The 16,316-nt window shown below is 46.8% G+C and carries 13 protein-coding genes; 12 read left to right on the top strand and 1 reads right to left on the bottom strand.

What is annotated here, in order from left to right:
* Positions 1-61: 61 nt before the first annotated feature.
* A complete protein-coding gene (locus HB631_RS10765) occupies positions 62-1,534 on the bottom strand; it encodes a glucosyltransferase domain-containing protein (RefSeq protein ID WP_213991143.1) in 1,473 nt (490 codons plus the stop codon).
* Positions 1,535-2,074: 540 nt separating this feature from the next.
* Here HB631_RS10765 and HB631_RS10760 point away from each other — a divergent pair.
* The 12 genes from HB631_RS10760 (at position 2,075) to HB631_RS10705 (ending at position 16,201) form a co-directional block, all read left to right on the top strand.
* The gene (locus HB631_RS10760) at positions 2,075-2,842 is read left to right on the top strand and encodes an ABC transporter permease (RefSeq protein WP_213991142.1); all 768 of its coding nucleotides are present in this window, start codon (positions 2,075-2,077) and stop codon (positions 2,840-2,842) included.
* Entirely contained in the window at positions 2,842-3,582 is a 741-nt protein-coding gene (locus HB631_RS10755) for an ABC transporter ATP-binding protein (protein WP_213991141.1), read from the top strand. The genes HB631_RS10760 and HB631_RS10755 overlap by 1 nt, the downstream gene beginning before the upstream one ends.
* Before the next feature lie 45 nt (positions 3,583-3,627).
* Positions 3,628-5,520, top strand: a complete 1,893-nt coding sequence (locus tag HB631_RS10750; RefSeq protein WP_213991140.1) for a DUF4422 domain-containing protein — start codon at positions 3,628-3,630, stop codon at positions 5,518-5,520.
* A gap of 27 nt (positions 5,521-5,547) precedes the next feature.
* Positions 5,548-6,708: a UDP-galactopyranose mutase gene (gene glf / locus HB631_RS10745; RefSeq protein WP_213991139.1), complete on the top strand. Its 1,161-nt coding sequence runs from the start codon at positions 5,548-5,550 to the stop codon at positions 6,706-6,708.
* Complete coding sequence (locus HB631_RS10740) at positions 6,705-7,637, top strand: glycosyltransferase (protein WP_213991138.1); 933 nt, start codon at positions 6,705-6,707, stop codon at positions 7,635-7,637. The genes glf and HB631_RS10740 overlap by 4 nt, the downstream gene beginning before the upstream one ends.
* Positions 7,638-7,651: 14 nt before the next feature.
* Complete coding sequence (locus HB631_RS10735; RefSeq protein WP_213991137.1) at positions 7,652-8,794, top strand: glycosyltransferase family 4 protein; 1,143 nt, start codon at positions 7,652-7,654, stop codon at positions 8,792-8,794.
* A 144-nt stretch (positions 8,795-8,938) separates the two neighbouring features.
* Complete coding sequence (locus tag HB631_RS10730; protein WP_213991136.1) at positions 8,939-9,328, top strand: GtrA family protein; 390 nt, start codon at positions 8,939-8,941, stop codon at positions 9,326-9,328.
* 30 nt (positions 9,329-9,358) lie between these two features.
* Positions 9,359-10,324 (top strand): glycosyltransferase family 2 protein, encoded by a 966-nt coding sequence (locus tag HB631_RS10725; RefSeq protein ID WP_213991135.1) that lies wholly within the window; start codon positions 9,359-9,361, stop codon positions 10,322-10,324.
* 11 nt (positions 10,325-10,335) lie between these two features.
* Entirely contained in the window at positions 10,336-12,381 is a 2,046-nt protein-coding gene (locus tag HB631_RS10720; protein ID WP_213991134.1) for a hypothetical protein, read from the top strand.
* A gap of 139 nt (positions 12,382-12,520) precedes the next feature.
* Positions 12,521-13,927: an NADP-dependent phosphogluconate dehydrogenase gene (gndA, locus tag HB631_RS10715; RefSeq protein ID WP_213991133.1), complete on the top strand. Its 1,407-nt coding sequence runs from the start codon at positions 12,521-12,523 to the stop codon at positions 13,925-13,927.
* Positions 13,928-14,162: 235 nt separating this feature from the next.
* Positions 14,163-14,894 (top strand): hypothetical protein, encoded by a 732-nt coding sequence (locus HB631_RS10710; RefSeq protein ID WP_213991132.1) that lies wholly within the window; start codon positions 14,163-14,165, stop codon positions 14,892-14,894.
* A 248-nt stretch (positions 14,895-15,142) separates the two neighbouring features.
* Entirely contained in the window at positions 15,143-16,201 is a 1,059-nt protein-coding gene (locus HB631_RS10705) for a hypothetical protein (protein WP_213991131.1), read from the top strand.
* Positions 16,202-16,316 lie beyond the last annotated feature (115 nt).

Genomic DNA, 16,316 nt, shown 5'->3' with positions numbered 1-16,316 from the left:
CGTCAATCACGTTGCTCAGATTGGGCGACTATGTTGAAAGATCGCCGGGCAAGTGCAAACGTTATTCTTTTGTCATACCATCACGCATAAAATCGGATGTCTTGATAACGATGCAATTATCCCTGCAGGCATTTGACGGCGTGACAATCACATTATCCCTCATGGTGAAATGATAGCCTTTGGCCCTTTGCAGCGACAAGGCCATGCCTTGCGGCGCCCATGGGGTCGCAAGGCTGATATTGCCGTATTCATCATAGCGGGAGAGCGGGGCAAAGGCATTCCATGCGGTATCGGTGATATCGAACATGACTTCGCCGGTATAATTTTTATCGACTTTAGAAGCCAACGCAAAGGCCAGCGTCTGGTATTCAGCCTGTTGCGGCCTGATAAAATAGCTATAGAGATTGTTTTGCGTCGCTATCACTAGTATGGCAAACAGCGCCGTTACCACCGTGCGTCTCAGGTCTTGATCGAGGAATGAAACTACAGCAAATACGCCCATGACAAACACCGCACAGACAATGGACTCTAATGCCACCAATGAGCGGAATGCACCCCAGCTCTCGGCCACAACGAGATTGGGCGCAAAACTGCCCACTGCCAGCATCAGCGCCAACAGAATCTTCAGCAGCCCCTGTTTTGAGCTGGTTAGTTTAACCAGCCCCGCCAGCAAAATGAGCACGCTGAAAAATGTCCAGCCTAAAACCGGGTTGATATTGTAATTGCTGACCGCGTTAAGTAGCGGTTCTTTCCAGAACCACGCCAGCTTACCGGTGATATCCCGAGTGAACGCGCTTCGGTCAAGGGTATGGTGGTAAAGCGCCATGGGCAATGCTTTGGCCATTAAGAGACAGGCCAGCATCCCCACCGCCAGCGTAATAAGACTGAGGATCAGTTTTTTAAACGAAAGGCTGCCTTTTTTGACGCAATTATCAAAAAAAACGAACAACATAAAGGTCATCGCGGTGGGCTGATAGATAGCGAAGGCCAGGATCAGGAGCAGTATGCCGAAAAGCAACCGTAATCCTAGGACAAGTTTTTCGTGCGTAAGTGTGTGATAAGCCAGTCCGCTCAGCAGCAGGGACAGGGGAAACGGGAAGCAGGTTGCCCAGGCGCTGTAAACCACTACCGACGGTACCAGCGACAGGCTTAGCGGCATAAAGAAGGTGATTAACGGCGTGGCGAATATTTTTCTCGATTGGAGAAAAAAACGCAAAAAGCAACAATACAGACTGGTAAAGATGACGGAAATCCAGCGCAGGCGGGAAAAGCCATCAATATTGAATACCGTTTCCTGCCCTAGATAGCGCAGCAATGCGAAGGCCGGCCTGCCGGATAGCATATCCCACTGTACAGCATCATGATGACCTACAAGTATGTTGTATAACGTGGTGTAGTCATCGGAAAAAGCATAGTCGGAGAATAATATTGGTGACAAACTGACGACAATTATCAATAAATACAATAAGTAAACATATCGTTCTTTAACAGGGATTTCAACGTTGATAAAGCTGTGACCTGTATGAATTCCCATCGTTACACCTGAATATCAGGCCATTCCTCATTAATTTTGATCTAAAAAAGGGTAGATTCTTGGGCTGTTTCGAGCCCGTTAACCTTTCACGGACTCGCCATTGATACAATGTTGCCGTCATTGATGAAATTACTCTTTTACACCGTATCGCAAGGTCACCGAATCGAGTCGGGTTCCCTGCAAAATTGATGAAATATATTAGCAATATTTATAATTAATGACAATATAGTTATCATGCATATACATAATGCTGCTACTCATTCGTGATTCAGGGCGAGGCGCTGTTTGGGGGCTGTGTCTGATAGGCGGTGGGTCCGTCTTTTACTCTTTGCAGGATAATGATAGCATTCACATCGAATTAGAGCATAACGATCCCGCGGATGTATAAGGGTGTATCGTATGCTCGATAGGCTGGTTGCACTCCATGTTTGCACTACCAGGGGCAGCACTTTCTGGTTGTACTATCGCCAGGGGCGGTAGCGTGGCTCTCTTTTAACGCCACTCTCTGGACAATATCTAATCATAATTTGAGCAATTCATATGAAGTATAGTGTGGGATATCTTTTAGACTTGGCTACGGTCATAACTGAAAAGGAATTAAAAGTACGCTATAAGAGCAGTTTTTTTGGTTACTTATGGTCAATCGCGAATCCGTTGCTGTTTGCAATGATTTACTACTTTATTTTCAAATTAATCATGCGGGTGCAAATCCCAAATTACACCATCTTTTTGATCACCGGTCTTTTCCCTTGGCAATGGTTTGCCAGCGCAACCACCACCTCGCTGTTTTCATTTATCGCCAATGCACAAATCATCAAGAAAACGGTTTTTCCACGCTCGGTGATCCCTTTTAGCAACGTCATGATGGAATGCTTGCACTTCTTATGCACCATTCCGGTGATTATCGTTTTCCTTTATGTCTATGACATGCGTCCATCTCTGAACTGGCTGTGGGGAATTCCGCTGATCGGTCTCGCCCAGATGATAATGACGCTTGGTATTGCCTTGATGCTCTCCACGCTGAATTTGTTTTTCCGTGATCTTGAGCGGTTTGTAACGCTGGGGATAATGTTGCTTTTTTATTGTACGCCGATTTTGTATTCAAACGATATGATACCGGCGAAGTATCAGTGGCTGGTACATTACAATCCGATGGCTAACATGGTCGTAAGCTGGCGTGATCTGTTTATGAACGGAGTGCTCGATTATCAAGATTTGGGCATAATGTATCTGTACGCACTTGGCTTTTTAGCGGTGGGCGCTTGGATTTTCAATACATTAAAATATAGATTCGCAGAGATTTTATAATGAATCGAGTCATTGAATTCAATAACGTCACTAAACGTTATCCCCTTTACCATCATATCGGTTCGGGGATTAAAGAACTGATTTTTCATCCACATCGCGCGATGGGGTTGTTGACCGGGCGAAGTTATCTGGCAATAGAAAATATTACTTTCTGCGTGGATAAAGGGGAATCTGTTGCGCTAATCGGGCGTAACGGTGCGGGCAAAAGTACATCCCTCGGGCTGGTTGCCGGCGTGATGAAACCCACCAATGGCACAGTGAAGGTCGTTGGGCGGGTGGCGTCAATGCTTGAATTGGGGGGGGGGGTCCATCCCGAACTCACCGGGCGTGAGAATATTCGCTTAAACGCCACGCTGCTCGGTTTGCGTCGCAGGGAATTGAATGCGCGGCTGGATAAAATTATTGAGTTTTCCGAATTGGGTGAGTTTATCGATGAACCAATACGTGTCTATTCAAGCGGAATGCTTGCCAAACTTGGTTTTTCGGTCATTACCCAGGTCGATCCGGATATCCTGATCATTGATGAGGTACTGGCGGTGGGGGATATTTCCTTTCAGCGTAAATGCATCAATACAATCAATGAATTCAGAAAAAAAGGAGTGACCATACTGTTTGTCAGCCATAATTTGTCAGATATTAAGCAGATATGCGATAAGGTTATTTGGATTGAAAGCCATAAATTAAAAGAGATCGGCGACGCCGAGACGGTAATTGCTCATTATCAGGCCGCTATGGCTTGATTATTTTGCATTTTTACCGTTTTTTGTTTTGATTCGGACTATTACATGAACAACACCAGGATTTATACATGCCACCATAAGCCGAGTGCTTTTTTGCATGCGGCTTCGATCATTCCTCTTCATGTCGGTAAAACCAACAGTTTCAATGAGATTGGCTGCCTAGGGGATGATTCCGGGGATAATATCTCTTATAAGAATGCGTTTTACTGCGAATTGACCGCGCAATACTGGGTATGGAAAAACGCGCCGGACAGTGATTACATTGGCTTTATGCACTATCGTCGCCATTTTAACTTTTCCACTGATCAAAGTCATGGTGAAGATAATTGGGGCGTGGTGAATGATGAGATGATCAGTCGCGAATATGAGGAAAAATTCGGCTTAACTGATGAGGCCATTGGCGAATGTTTGCGCGATACCGATATTATCCTGCCGAAAAAATGGGACGTGCGGGCCGCCGGCAGTCAAAATAACTATGCACACTACAAAGTTTCCCCCAATCTGCATATCAATGATTACCAGACTGCCATTGATTGCCTGTTAACGCTTTACCCGGAATACGCGTCGGCGGTGAAGCAATTTAATGATGCCACCGACGGTTATTACACCAACATGTTTGTCATGCGGCAGGATATTTTCCGTCACTACTCCGCATGGCTATTTTCAATCCTCGCGGAGATGGAGGATCGCTTCTCCTTTAAAAATTACAACATACAGGAGAAACGCGTTATCGGCCATGTCGCCGAGCGGCTGCTTAATATCTATTTGCTTCATCAAGTTAGCCAGCATGCATACCGGGTCAAGGAATTGCAGCGTACGTTTATCCGTACTGAAACGTTTAACGGTAAATTGCAGCCGGCATTCAGTCAAAATAATGTGCCGATTATCATCTGTTTCGACGATAATTATTCGCTGAGTGGAGGCACGCTGATCAAATCGATTATCAGTAATGCTTCTGACTCGCTAAATTACGATTTAGTGGTGCTCGAAAACGGTATCTCTGTGAGAAATAAGCAACGTCTGATGTCGCTACTGGCCGGGCGGAAAAATATAAGCCTGCGCTTTTTTGACGTTAATGCTTTTAGCGAGCTTAAAGAGGTCTATGTCCGGGCCCATTTCAGTGTGGCCACCTATGCCCGGCTATTTATCCCCCGCTTGTTCAGCGATTTCAGCAAAGTAATCTTCATTGATGCCGATACCCTGGTCGAGAGCGATTTGGCCGAGCTGATGGCGGTCCCCATGGGTGAAAATCTGGTGGCGGCGGTAAAAGATATCGTTATGGAAGGTTTTGTTAAATTCGGCACCATTGCCGACACAGATGGAGGGGGGCTGACAGCCGGCCAATATCTGAAAAGCAAATTGGGCATGGATAATCCGGACAAATATTTTCAGGCCGGGATTATCGTATTTAACGTGGTGCAAATGAAGAAGGAAAATACCTTCGGCGCGTTAATGACCGCAATGAAGGGTCAAAACTACTGGTTTCTGGACCAGGATATCATGAATAAAGTGTTCTACGATAGGGTCTATTATTTACCGATGGAATGGAATGTTTACCATGGTAACGGTAATACTGATGACTTTTTCCCGAATCTGAAATTTTCCACCTATATGCGTTTTCTAAAAGCGCGTAAGCAGCCTAAAATGATACATTATGCCGGGGATCAAAAACCCTGGAATAATCCTCAGGTGGATTTTTACGATAACTTTGCAAAATACATCGCAAATACACCCTGGCAAGAAGAGCTTTATGAGCATCTGCTGGGGCGGCCGATCTCCACCGTCATGTCCGGCATCATTATGCCACCGGTTCATTTGCAAACTAAAATCAAGCGCCGTCTGATGCCCTGGGTTAACCGCTGTGCACCGGTTGGTTCTGCACGTCGCCAATTATGGGCTAAATACTATTACAAGGTCCGCCGTATGGTGCGGGGCTGAGACAGGGAACAGAAAAGGAGAACTAATATGTCATCAAAAAAAATCCTGATCGTCGGCGCCGGCTTGTCTGGTGTGGTTATTGGCCATAAGCTGGCCTTGCAGGGACATAAGATCGATATCATCGACAGCCGCGACCATCTGGCCGGTAATTGTTACAGCGCCCGCGATGAACAGAGCGGTGTGATGGTTCATACTTATGGCCCGCACATTTTCCATACCGATAACGAAGCCGTATGGGAATTTGTTAATCAATTCACGGTCATGATGCCTTATGTCAACCGGGTCAAAGCCACGGTCAACGGACAGGTTTTCTCGCTGCCGATTAATCTGCATACCATCAATCAGTTCTTTAATAAGACCTGTTCGCCGGACGAGGCACGGGCGTTGATAGCAGAAAAAGGCGACAGCTCCATCACGGATCCGCAGACGTTTGAACAGCAGGCGCTGCGTTTCGTCGGCAAAGAACTGTATGAGGCGTTTTTCAAAGGCTATACCCTCAAGCAGTGGGGCATGTCCCCTGCTGACCTGCCCGCATCAATACTTAAGCGTTTGCCGATCCGTTTCAATTATGATGATAACTATTTTAACCATAAGTTCCAGGGCATGCCTCGGGACGGCTATACCATCATGGTTGAAAAAATGGCCGATCATGAAAATATCCGTCTGCGGTTAAATACCCGGTACGAAGCGGCTGACCGGTTGCGATATGATCATGTGTTTTATAGCGGTTCGCTGGATGGTTTTTATGGTTACCGCTTCGGGCGGCTGGGTTACCGGACACTGGATTTTGACAAGTTCAGCTATCAGGGTGACTACCAGGGCTGCGCGGTAATGAACTACTGCGAGCAACAGGTGCCTTATACCCGGATCACCGAGCATAAATATTTCTCCCCATGGGAAAAGCATGAAGGTTCTGTTTGCTATAAAGAATACAGCCGGGCCTGCGAAGCGGGAGATATTCCCTATTATCCCATACGCCAGGTAGGCGAGATGGCGCTGCTTGAGCAATACCTTCGACTTGCCGAGGGTGAAAAGGGCATAACATTTGTCGGACGTCTGGGGACCTATCGTTATCTGGATATGGACGTCACCATTGCCGAGGCGATGAGCGCCGCCGAGCGTTACCTGGCCAGCCTTCGGGATGGACAGATGGCGGCGATGCCGGTGTTTACGGTCAACGTCAGATGAATCATGTGGGAAAAGGCGCGGGCGAAAGTGCTGTGCCCCGTTGTGCCTCGCTTATTGTCACTTATAATCGGCTGGAAAAACTGCAAAAATGCTGGGCAGCCACCGCCGCTTTGCCGTTTGGGTCAATCATTATTGTTAATAACGCCTCCACCGATGGTACGCGCGAGTGGCTGACGCAGCTGAACGATCCCCGGCTCTGCGTTATCAACGCGGACAGTAATCCCGGCGGCGCCGGTGGTTTCAGGCGCGGGGCAGAATACGTGACGGCGAATGTCGATGCCGATTGGGTTGTCTTTCACGATGACGATGCCTATCCGCCGCCGGATTTATTGTCCTGTTTCGGCGCTGTCGCCGACCCGCGGTGGGATGCCTATTGCTGTAAGGTGGTGGACAATGAAAACGGTCTTTGCAAGATGAATATGCCCTATACCAGATTACCGCATACCGCCGGTCGGGATCTGCGATTTATGCTGGGCGGGGTGAATTTCGCACCCGATGGAGAGCACCCCCGGGATGTCTGTTCAGCCTCTTTTGTCGGGCTGATTATCGATAAAGGGGTACTTCGAGCGAATACAAGATATATATATCCGGAGCTGTTTATCTATTTTGATGATCTTTATTTTTCCTGGCATTTAAGGCTGGTCGGTTGTCGAATACGTTATTCACCGGAATTGGTTTTTTTTCACGATGTGCCGCCGGCCAAAAAAGGCATTTACCCGGAGTGGAAAGTTTACTATCTGGTCAGAAATTTATTGCTGTCGCGCGATTTTTTCAGCCGGCAGCGTCCCTACAGCAACGGTGCCATTATTATTCGTGTTTTTAAATACTTACTTACCGTTGCGACGCAGACACGAAAAAAAGAGTACATCGGTTTTGTGTTTCGCGGGATCATTGACGGTTTAACCCACAAAACGGGCAAACGACACTAGCCGGTAAGAGTTAAATGAAAAAGATTTGTTACTTTATCAATTCAGACTGGTATTTTGAGTTGCACTGGGTTGAGCGCGCGATGGCCGCACAAGCGGCGGGTTATGAAATACATGTGATAAGTCATTTTGTCGGTACAGAAATCAAAACAAAGCTGACGTCGCTAGGCATGACGTGCCACAATTCATCGGTATCCGAGCAATCGATGAATCCGTTTGATTTTATTCGATCGCTGTATAACAGTTGGGGTTTACTGAAAAGCATCAATCCCGAAGCCTTGCATTGTATTACCATCAAGCCCTGTCTTATGGGCGGATTTTTTGCCCGTTTTTACCATAAACCGGTTATTATGAGTTTTGTTGGCCTCGGCCGGGTATTTATGGAACGTAAGCTGAACATGAATATCATCCGCTGGCTGACGCTGCATTCCTATAAGGCCATTTTCAGTAATAAAAAATGCCTGCTGGCGTTTGAACATGAACATGACAGAAATACATTGGTTGAGCTCACTCAGGTAGACCCTCTCCAAACGGTGGTGATCGACGGTGCCGGTATTAACCCCGATATCTATCATTATTCCCTTGAAACCCCTCATGATAAGCCGGTGGTCCTGTTCGCCAGCCGGCTGTTGTGGAGCAAGGGCCTGGGCGACCTGGTGGAAGTCAAAAAAAGGCTGGCGCGTAAGGGTATTGATTTTCAGCTCAATGTCGCCGGAATTTCCGTGGAAGGCGATCCTGACGCTATTCCCTTGAGCCAGATCGAACAATGGCAACGGGAGTCGCTGATCAATTGGCTTGGTAAAAGCAATGATGTCTACAGTTTGATCGAGGCGTCGAATGTGGTGGCCCTGCCTTCCGTCTACGCGGAAGGTATTCCACGTATCCTGCTCGAAGCCGCATCGGTGGGACGGGCCTGCATCGCCTATGATGTCGGCGGTTGCCAAAGCCTGATTATTGATGAATATAGCGGCTGCCTGGTTGAGAAACGTAACGTCGGTTTGCTGGCGGATAAACTGGAAGCATTGCTTACCAGTCCAAACAAGCGGGCGGCAATGGGAATACGCAGCCGGGAACGCGTGGAAAACAAATTTGCCTCTTCGCTTATTATTAACGCCACCCTCAAGCTCTATCAGCGGGCGATGTCCGCCGGCGGTTATTGATTTTCGCACTTGGGATCGTCGTGCTAAAAAATCATTAGAAAAATTCATTATTCATGGCGCTATGATCCAGTCGGCTGATATCGGCATTGACCTTGATTTGTGGCTTTTTTCTGCGGCCGGCGCCGGTTTTGGGGATGAGGTAGAGTGAATACGTTTAAATTAATTTCTCCACCACTTTTGCAACTGCTTAAATATTGTCTGGTTGGCGGTATAAATACACTGGTCTGTGCCGCGGTTATTTTCACTCTAATGCACTATGGCTTGTCCCTTTATCGTGCCAATATTTCAGGCTACATCGTGGGGGTGTTATTCAGCTATGTGCTTAATAGCGTGTTTACCTTTGCTAAAAAAATAGAGTTGAAAACCTCATTAAAGTTTTTAATATGCGTTGTCATATCTTGGTTGGCCAATGTAGTGGCCATCACCGTTGCGCTCCATTTTTTACCTGCTCATTCTTATATCGTTCAATGCATGGGCATGGTGGTTTATACAATAATCGGTTTTGTGATAAATAAAATGTGGGCCATGAAATAAATGAACAGTCCGGTAAAAAATTTAGGTGATATGAGGGAGAGACCGCTTTCTTCCAATGTGCCGCTCGTCCTCACTATCGTGGTGCCTTGTTATAATGAGGAAGAAGTGTTTCCCGATTGTCTGCTGCGTTTACGGCAGGTGCTGTCGCAATTACGGGAAAACGGCAAGATAAGCGAAAGAAGCTGCCTGCTGTTTGTCGACGATGGCAGCCGGGATCAGACATGGCAGCTGATAAGCGCGGCCCACCGGCGGTACGACGATGTCCACGGCTTGAAGTTATCGCGCAACCGCGGTCATCAACGGGCATTGTGGGCGGGGTTGGAACATGCGGACAGCGACATTACCGTCAGCATCGACGCCGATCTGCAGGACGATATCCAGGTGATTGGTAAAATGGTTGATGCTTACCTGTCAGGCAAAGATATCGTTTATGGTGTGCGGGAGAATCGTGATACTGATACGGTATTCAAACGTAACACCGCCCTCTGCTTTTACAAGCTCATGAAAATTCTTGGGGTTAACCAGATCGAAAACCATGCGGATTTTCGTCTGTTAAGCGCCCGCGCGCTAAAATCACTGCTTTCTTACACCGAAGAGAACATCTATATCCGGGGCCTGGTACCGCTGGTGGGTTTTCAGACCGAGCAGGTTTTTTATAGCCGCGGCAGCCGTCTGGCCGGCGAGTCCAAATATCCGTTGAGGAAAATGTTGGGGTTGGCGCTTGAGGGCATTACCTCGCTGTCCATCACTCCTCTGCGCATTATTGCCTTTACCGGTTTTGCGATTTCGCTGTTATCTTTTTTGACGGCAATTTACGCGCTGGCTGAAAAAATCCTCGGTAGCACCGTTGAAGGCTGGACATCGGTGATGATAGCGATTTTTTTCCTCGGCGGCATTCAAATGCTCTCGATTGGGATAATTGGAGAATATATAGGGAAAGTATATTTAGAAGTTAAACATCGGCCAAAATATATTGTTGATGAATACCTACAATAAATGGACTATGCATGAACATGACTTTGGGCGTTAAAAAAAACGTTGTTTTTTGTGTACTGGCGTTTTTTATCTTAGTGAATACTTGGATTTACATTGCCGGCGAACAGCTGGTCTATGTTTGGGACTTCCATGGCTACTGGAGCATTTGGCAAAAGTACGGCGAGATGTTCAGCCATCACTTTTTCCAATGGCTAAACGAAAACGAGCATAACATCCGGGGTAACGATTATAATCCGTTGCCGGTTTCTCTGCTGTTTCCGTTTTACGTTGTATTGGGCGACAGCCGCTTTGCTTATATCCTGGGATTGTCGCTGGTGTATCTCGGGCTGACCAGCTGGTTCCTGTCGCGGCTGTTTGAACGGTTATATGACGATCGGACCGCGGCGGCGTTTTTTTCTCTGGTCATGGCGGCGCTGTTTGTACCGTTCTGGCGGCCGACGCTGCGCGGATTTCCGGATATCGTCGGTTTGATTCCGCTGGTTGGCGCGATGTTGTATGTTATGAATGCCAGATTTTCGTTGCGCGTATCGTTGAAAAAATCGCTGCTGCTTGGTCTGTTGCTGTGGACACCGTTTTTGCTGCGCCGCTGGTATGCCTACATCGTCGTCACGCTGTTTATCACGCTGCCGGTATTATCGTTCTGGTACGACAGGCTGCGCATGACCGCTACGGAATTTAATGAGATACCGCTGACCACCCGTATGAACCGGGTATTTATCGGCTTTCTTTTTGCCGGTATCTCAACGGTTATCCTGGCTTATGCGTTTCAGTCTTCGCTTATTTTGCGGATTCTGCGTACCAACTACAGTTACGAGTACTCAGCCTATCAAAGTTCCTTTTTATGGTCGGTTAAATATACCCTGAACGGTATCGGTTATTATATCCTGCCATTTGCGGCTCTTGGGCTGCTGTTCGCATTACGCTGGCCGGGACGGAAAACCAGCCTTATCTGTTGGTTTTCACTGGCGAATCTGATTATCAGCTTTGTGATGTTCACCCGCACCCAATCGCCGGGTATTCAGCATCAGCTGCCGTTTGCTTTGTGGATCTTCATTATTGCATTGACCGGTTTGTTAAACGTCGTCTTTGTGTTTCAATCCCGTATAGCGGGCGCGGTAATGAGCATTGCTATCGCGCTATGCGCAGTTATGCTGATCGGCGCTTTGTATCGCGGCGGACCCAGCGTCCCCGACCCGGTGGAAAAAATTCTTCCGGATAAAAATTACAGTCTCAGACTGGACCATTTTGAAAACTATCGCGCACTGGTCAGCGTGCTGACTACCTTAACCGGCAACCAGGAAAAATTCGCTGTGCTCAGTTCAAGCGGTCGGTTAAGCGATGATTTGATATCCACTCTTTCAAGCGGCAGGCTGGACGCGCAAATGATGAAAATTTCCCAGATCGATTTGCGCGACAAGCTTAGGCTAGAACCCTTTATGGCAAAATATATGGTGGTGGCCGATCCGGTGGAACTGCATCTTTCCAGCGGCCAGTACGTGGTAAAATGGCCGGCGGAAGCGTTGTTGAGCGCTCAGGGCATAGGGGCGGCCTATAAAAAATTGCCATATGATTATGTTCTTGACGGCAATATCCACGCATATATCTTCGAAAAACAGCGGGGTTTTACCGACGCCGAAATAGCGGCTTTTCTCGAGCGTTTTTTTGAACGGTATCCGGAGTGGCGTGATTATTATGCACACTCTCTGCAGAAGGTTTTTTTGGATTCGCAAACCCAGCTCGGTGATAAATGGGGACGATTTGACTACGTCGATGATCGGGCACTCAGCGCGCACCCAGGGGAGAACCACCCCACCGTCAGTCACTTTACCTGGTATATGGATAAGCTGATAGTGCGTTCCGGTGATCTGAGCTGCAAAAATGCCGACGGGGTGGTGGTGACCATTACCGGTCCGGACAGCACGGAGCAGACAGCCAAAATCAGCAATGGCGCGTCACATGCCTTTGATATGAAAGCGTTAATCGGTAAGCGGATAACGTTCACGTTGGACAAGAATCAGAACAGCGCCTGTGATTCGGTTGCCATCACCGGCGACTAAAATCCTATGTACAGGGGTAACTATTACATCAATTACTACCTGCATACGCTATCATGAGTTAACATATTTGCCACATGTTTACCCCCTCCCCACGTGTAACCGGGTAAGGAGGGGAAATCAATCAGACAGGAGTTGCTTAATGTCCACACAACAGATCGGCGTAGTCGGTATGGCGGTAATGGGGCGCAATCTGGCGCTGAACATCGAGAGCCGCGGTTACAGTGTTTCGATCTTTAACCGTTCCCGTGAGAAGACGGAAGAGGTGACTGCGGAAAATCCAGGTAAGAAGCTGGTGCCGTATTACACGTTGGAAGAGTTTGTCAATTCTTTGGAAAAACCCCGCCGTATCCTGTTAATGGTCAAAGCCGGCGAAGGCACCGACAAAACCATCGAATCGCTGAAACCTTACCTGGACAAAGGCGACATCCTGATTGACGGCGGCAACACTTTCTATCGCGATACCATTCGTCGCAATAAGGAGTTGTCCGCCGAGGGGTTCAACTTTATCGGTACGGGCGTCTCCGGTGGCGAAGAGGGCGCACTGAAGGGGCCGTCGATTATGCCGGGTGGGCAGAAAGCCGCTTATGACCTGGTGGCGCCGATCCTGGAAAAAATTGCCGCGCGCGCTGAAGGCGAAGCCTGTGTGACCTATATCGGTCCGGATGGCGCCGGTCATTATGTCAAAATGGTGCATAATGGTATTGAATACGGCGATATGCAGCTGATTTCAGAGGCTTATTCGTTATTGAAGAATGCCCTGCATCTGAGTAACGAGCAGTTGGCCGCGACGTTCAGCGAGTGGAATAAGGGCGAGCTGAATAGTTACCTGATTGATATCACCAAAGATATTTTTACCAAGAAGGATGAAGAGGGTAAATATTTGGTAGATGTGATTTTGGACGAAGCCGCCAATAAAGGTACCGGTAAGTGGACCAGCCAGAGTTCGTTGGACCTGGGCGAACCGCTGAGCCTGATTACCGAATCGGTGTTTGCCCGTTACCTCTCTTCTTTGAAATCACAGCGGGTTGCCGCCTCAAAAATACTCACCGGCCCGAAAGATGAGGCGTTTACCGGTGATAAAGCGGAGTTTACAGAGAAGGTGCGCCGTGCGCTTTATTTGGGTAAAATCGTCTCGTACGCGCAAGGTTTTTCTCAGTTAAAAGCCGCCTCGGAAGAGAATAACTGGAACTTGCATTATGGCGAGATCGCGAAGATTTTCCGTGCAGGTTGTATTATTCGGGCGCAGTTCCTGCAAAAAATCACCGATGCCTATGCCGAGAATGCCGATATCGCCAACCTGCTGCTCGCGCCGTATTTCAAGAAGATTGCCGATGAATATCAGCAGGCACTGCGTGATGTCGTGGCGTTTGCCGTTCAGCACGGTATACCGACGCCAACATTGTCAGCGGCCATTGCTTATTATGACAGCTATCGTTCCGCCGTGTTGCCGGCCAATTTGATACAGGCTCAGCGTGACTATTTTGGTGCGCATACCTATAAACGCACTGATAAAGACGGCGTATTCCATACCGAGTGGTTGGATTAAAATATAATTGCATGCACCGTTAGTATAGCGTGAGTGCGGGTATAAGGTAATGATGAAAGCCGGTCAGGAAACTGATCGGCTTTTTTTTGTTTATAAAATATATGAAATTCCCCACCCACCATTCTTCAACATATTATTTTCCTCCCAAATTAGGTATAGCTTTGAGATTAACATAACATTTGCGTAAACTACGGATATCTAGATTTATGTAATTCATTATAATCAGGAGTGAGTAATGTTCCGCTTGACATGGAATTGTTTCCACCAGGACAAGGAAACCGGAGAAATTGAGCCGTTCATACATTCGTTTCATAAAAATCTTTCTAATTCCTCCAGGCAGGTAAATATCACCGGCGTCGGTAATCAGCCCGATGTCTCTCTGCCGACGCTCGAGGGGATGGCGCCAAAAGGAAAAGATTGTTTGGCGAATATTAACTCACTTAATGGCAAAGACAGCCATCATCAAGTAAAAGAGCACGCGGGACCTTGCTGGGCGCAAAAGCTGTCTATATGCAGGTCCTTTAGTAAGTCCACATCTATTATCAAGAGAGTATTTACCGGTGGGGCAGTGTGCGATCGGGACAGATTAATCCCGGCGCAGGATGAAATATCTGAGCATAAGCAGATGCTCACTCGTGCCCGTGCCATTACCGCGGATTGGCCTCCCAGGTTGCAACAGTTAGCCATTAATGTTTTCAAAGAGCAAGGACTGGCGCAAATAGAAGAGGGCCAGCTTTTGTGCGCCTGTATTGATTTGCTCTCCAGATTCGGCGAGTTCCCACCACCTTATCAATATTATCTTTCAATGCAAATCAACGGTAATATAAAAAGACTGTCATTAAATGAAAGGTACAGCCTTTGTTATTTTGTAACGGATCTTGCGAACGAGGGTTCGTTTTTGTGTCCTACCTGCCATTATCTGACCACTATTTTGGACCATGCCAAGGACTCAATATTGTATCAATAGAATCGTAAAAAGGGGAGTATCTATCATCAAAGCAAGATACTATATGTATATTTGAAAGGGTTGCCGATGGCTTGGTAAAAAAAGTTGTATCAAATACTCATAAGGCTATTAATTTGTCTGGTAATATTAATTATTAAAATTAAAATAATTCCCGTTTCTTGAGGGTGGATGGTTTATGGCAGATAGCTGATGGCAAATGTTAAAAGGTAAATATATTGAAGACAAATGGGTCGATGGGAAATAGTTTGATGGTAAATGATCTTGTGGTAAGTAGTTTGAAACTGAGTCACGACCTCAACAACCAAATACCCAGGAGAAATATCCAGGCACCAGCCATTGAGAGGTTAAACAGGGTGCATAATTCGTCTGTTACAATAACGTCGTGTGCCGATGTTGCGTTAATTCGCCCATCAAGGCAACTGAGCTTAAGCAATCTAAATAGAAATCAACGCAGCGCAAATCATCCGGGGACGATCATGGACGCCGGACGTCGCGCTGTGGTCGAAACAGATGGCAGGGAAAGGACGGCTCTGAGAGAAAAACCGAATCTTTCCATCGGAACAACCGCACAGAATGAACAAATCATTAGGGGTCTGTGGAACAACTGTGATTTTAATCTGTTGCAAATCCTCTTGGGAACGTCTTCCCAAACCGGTATTATCGCCAGCTTCAGCCCGCATAACCAGCTTAAACAACTATTGACGGTAATGGATAACTTTAGCGCCCTGGAGAAGAATCAACGGATTTTTGTCTATGAAAAAATTCAGCGCATCACCTCCGCATGGCCAGCTCAAAAAAAACTGGATGGCAAGAAAGCCCAATTGCAAGGGACTGCTTTGGCCTATTTTTGTAACTTTTGCCTGATGTCTCTGCCAAAGCAACATTATCCCCAAGCCTATGATTTTATACTTAAAATGATGCCTGGATTAGGCCAAAAGTATTGTAATGATATTACCTTTTACCTTATCAAAAACTTCCGTAAATTGTGCCAAAAATCTGACCCAAGTAAAAATTATAACTATTTCAAAGAATTATTAAAGTCGTCTTATCGCTGCACTCCTGAAGTCAGGCTAAAAAATTTGCTGAATATTTCCAAAACGGTTTTATTTCTGCCCGACAATATCACCAAAAGAGCCGCGAGATTGGTTTTGCTAAGCATCAGGGATACAACGCCTAAGCATTCACAGGCAGGCATTGAACAAAATTTAACCGCATGCCTTAAATATGCACACCTTCACTATCGGATAAATCCGTTGAATTTGACGTCTTATGCGAAAGACGTTTCGCCAATAAAATTAATCAAATAAGTTCGTAGGCTATTTGAATGTATGACCTTGCGTTTTGTTTGAATATAAAATGATGGTGTCAACGGGTGGGCTTTTAAGAAAAACAATCATATTGATGAAGATTTTACACATGTTC

The sequence above is a fragment of the Sodalis sp. dw_96 genome (assembly GCF_018449575.1).
Lineage (GTDB): Bacteria > Pseudomonadota > Gammaproteobacteria > Enterobacterales > Enterobacteriaceae > Acerihabitans.
Note: the sequence above shows the minus strand (reverse complement) of the source record. Positions and strands in the feature narration are given on the sequence as shown.

What these genes read in the sequence shown, in the direction of transcription:
- HB631_RS10705 (WP_213991131.1), top strand. Translation starts at nt 15,143, where the DNA reads ATGGTAAATGATCTTGTGGTAAGTAGTTTGAAACTGAGTCACGACCTC.
- HB631_RS10710 (WP_213991132.1), top strand. Translation starts at nt 14,163, where the DNA reads ATGTTCCGCTTGACATGGAATTGTTTCCACCAGGACAAGGAAACCGGA.
- HB631_RS10735 (WP_213991137.1), top strand. Translation starts at nt 7,652, where the DNA reads ATGAAAAAGATTTGTTACTTTATCAATTCAGACTGGTATTTTGAGTTG.
- HB631_RS10750 (WP_213991140.1), top strand. Translation starts at nt 3,628, where the DNA reads ATGAACAACACCAGGATTTATACATGCCACCATAAGCCGAGTGCTTTT.
- glf (WP_213991139.1), top strand. Translation starts at nt 5,548, where the DNA reads ATGTCATCAAAAAAAATCCTGATCGTCGGCGCCGGCTTGTCTGGTGTG.
- HB631_RS10760 (WP_213991142.1), top strand. Translation starts at nt 2,075, where the DNA reads ATGAAGTATAGTGTGGGATATCTTTTAGACTTGGCTACGGTCATAACT.
- gndA (WP_213991133.1), top strand. Translation starts at nt 12,521, where the DNA reads ATGTCCACACAACAGATCGGCGTAGTCGGTATGGCGGTAATGGGGCGC.
- HB631_RS10725 (WP_213991135.1), top strand. Translation starts at nt 9,359, where the DNA reads ATGAGGGAGAGACCGCTTTCTTCCAATGTGCCGCTCGTCCTCACTATC.
- HB631_RS10740 (WP_213991138.1), top strand. Translation starts at nt 6,705, where the DNA reads ATGAATCATGTGGGAAAAGGCGCGGGCGAAAGTGCTGTGCCCCGTTGT.
- HB631_RS10720 (WP_213991134.1), top strand. Translation starts at nt 10,336, where the DNA reads ATGAACATGACTTTGGGCGTTAAAAAAAACGTTGTTTTTTGTGTACTG.
- HB631_RS10765 (WP_213991143.1), bottom strand. Translation starts at nt 1,534, where the DNA reads ATGGGAATTCATACAGGTCACAGCTTTATCAACGTTGAAATCCCTGTT.
- HB631_RS10755 (WP_213991141.1), top strand. Translation starts at nt 2,842, where the DNA reads ATGAATCGAGTCATTGAATTCAATAACGTCACTAAACGTTATCCCCTT.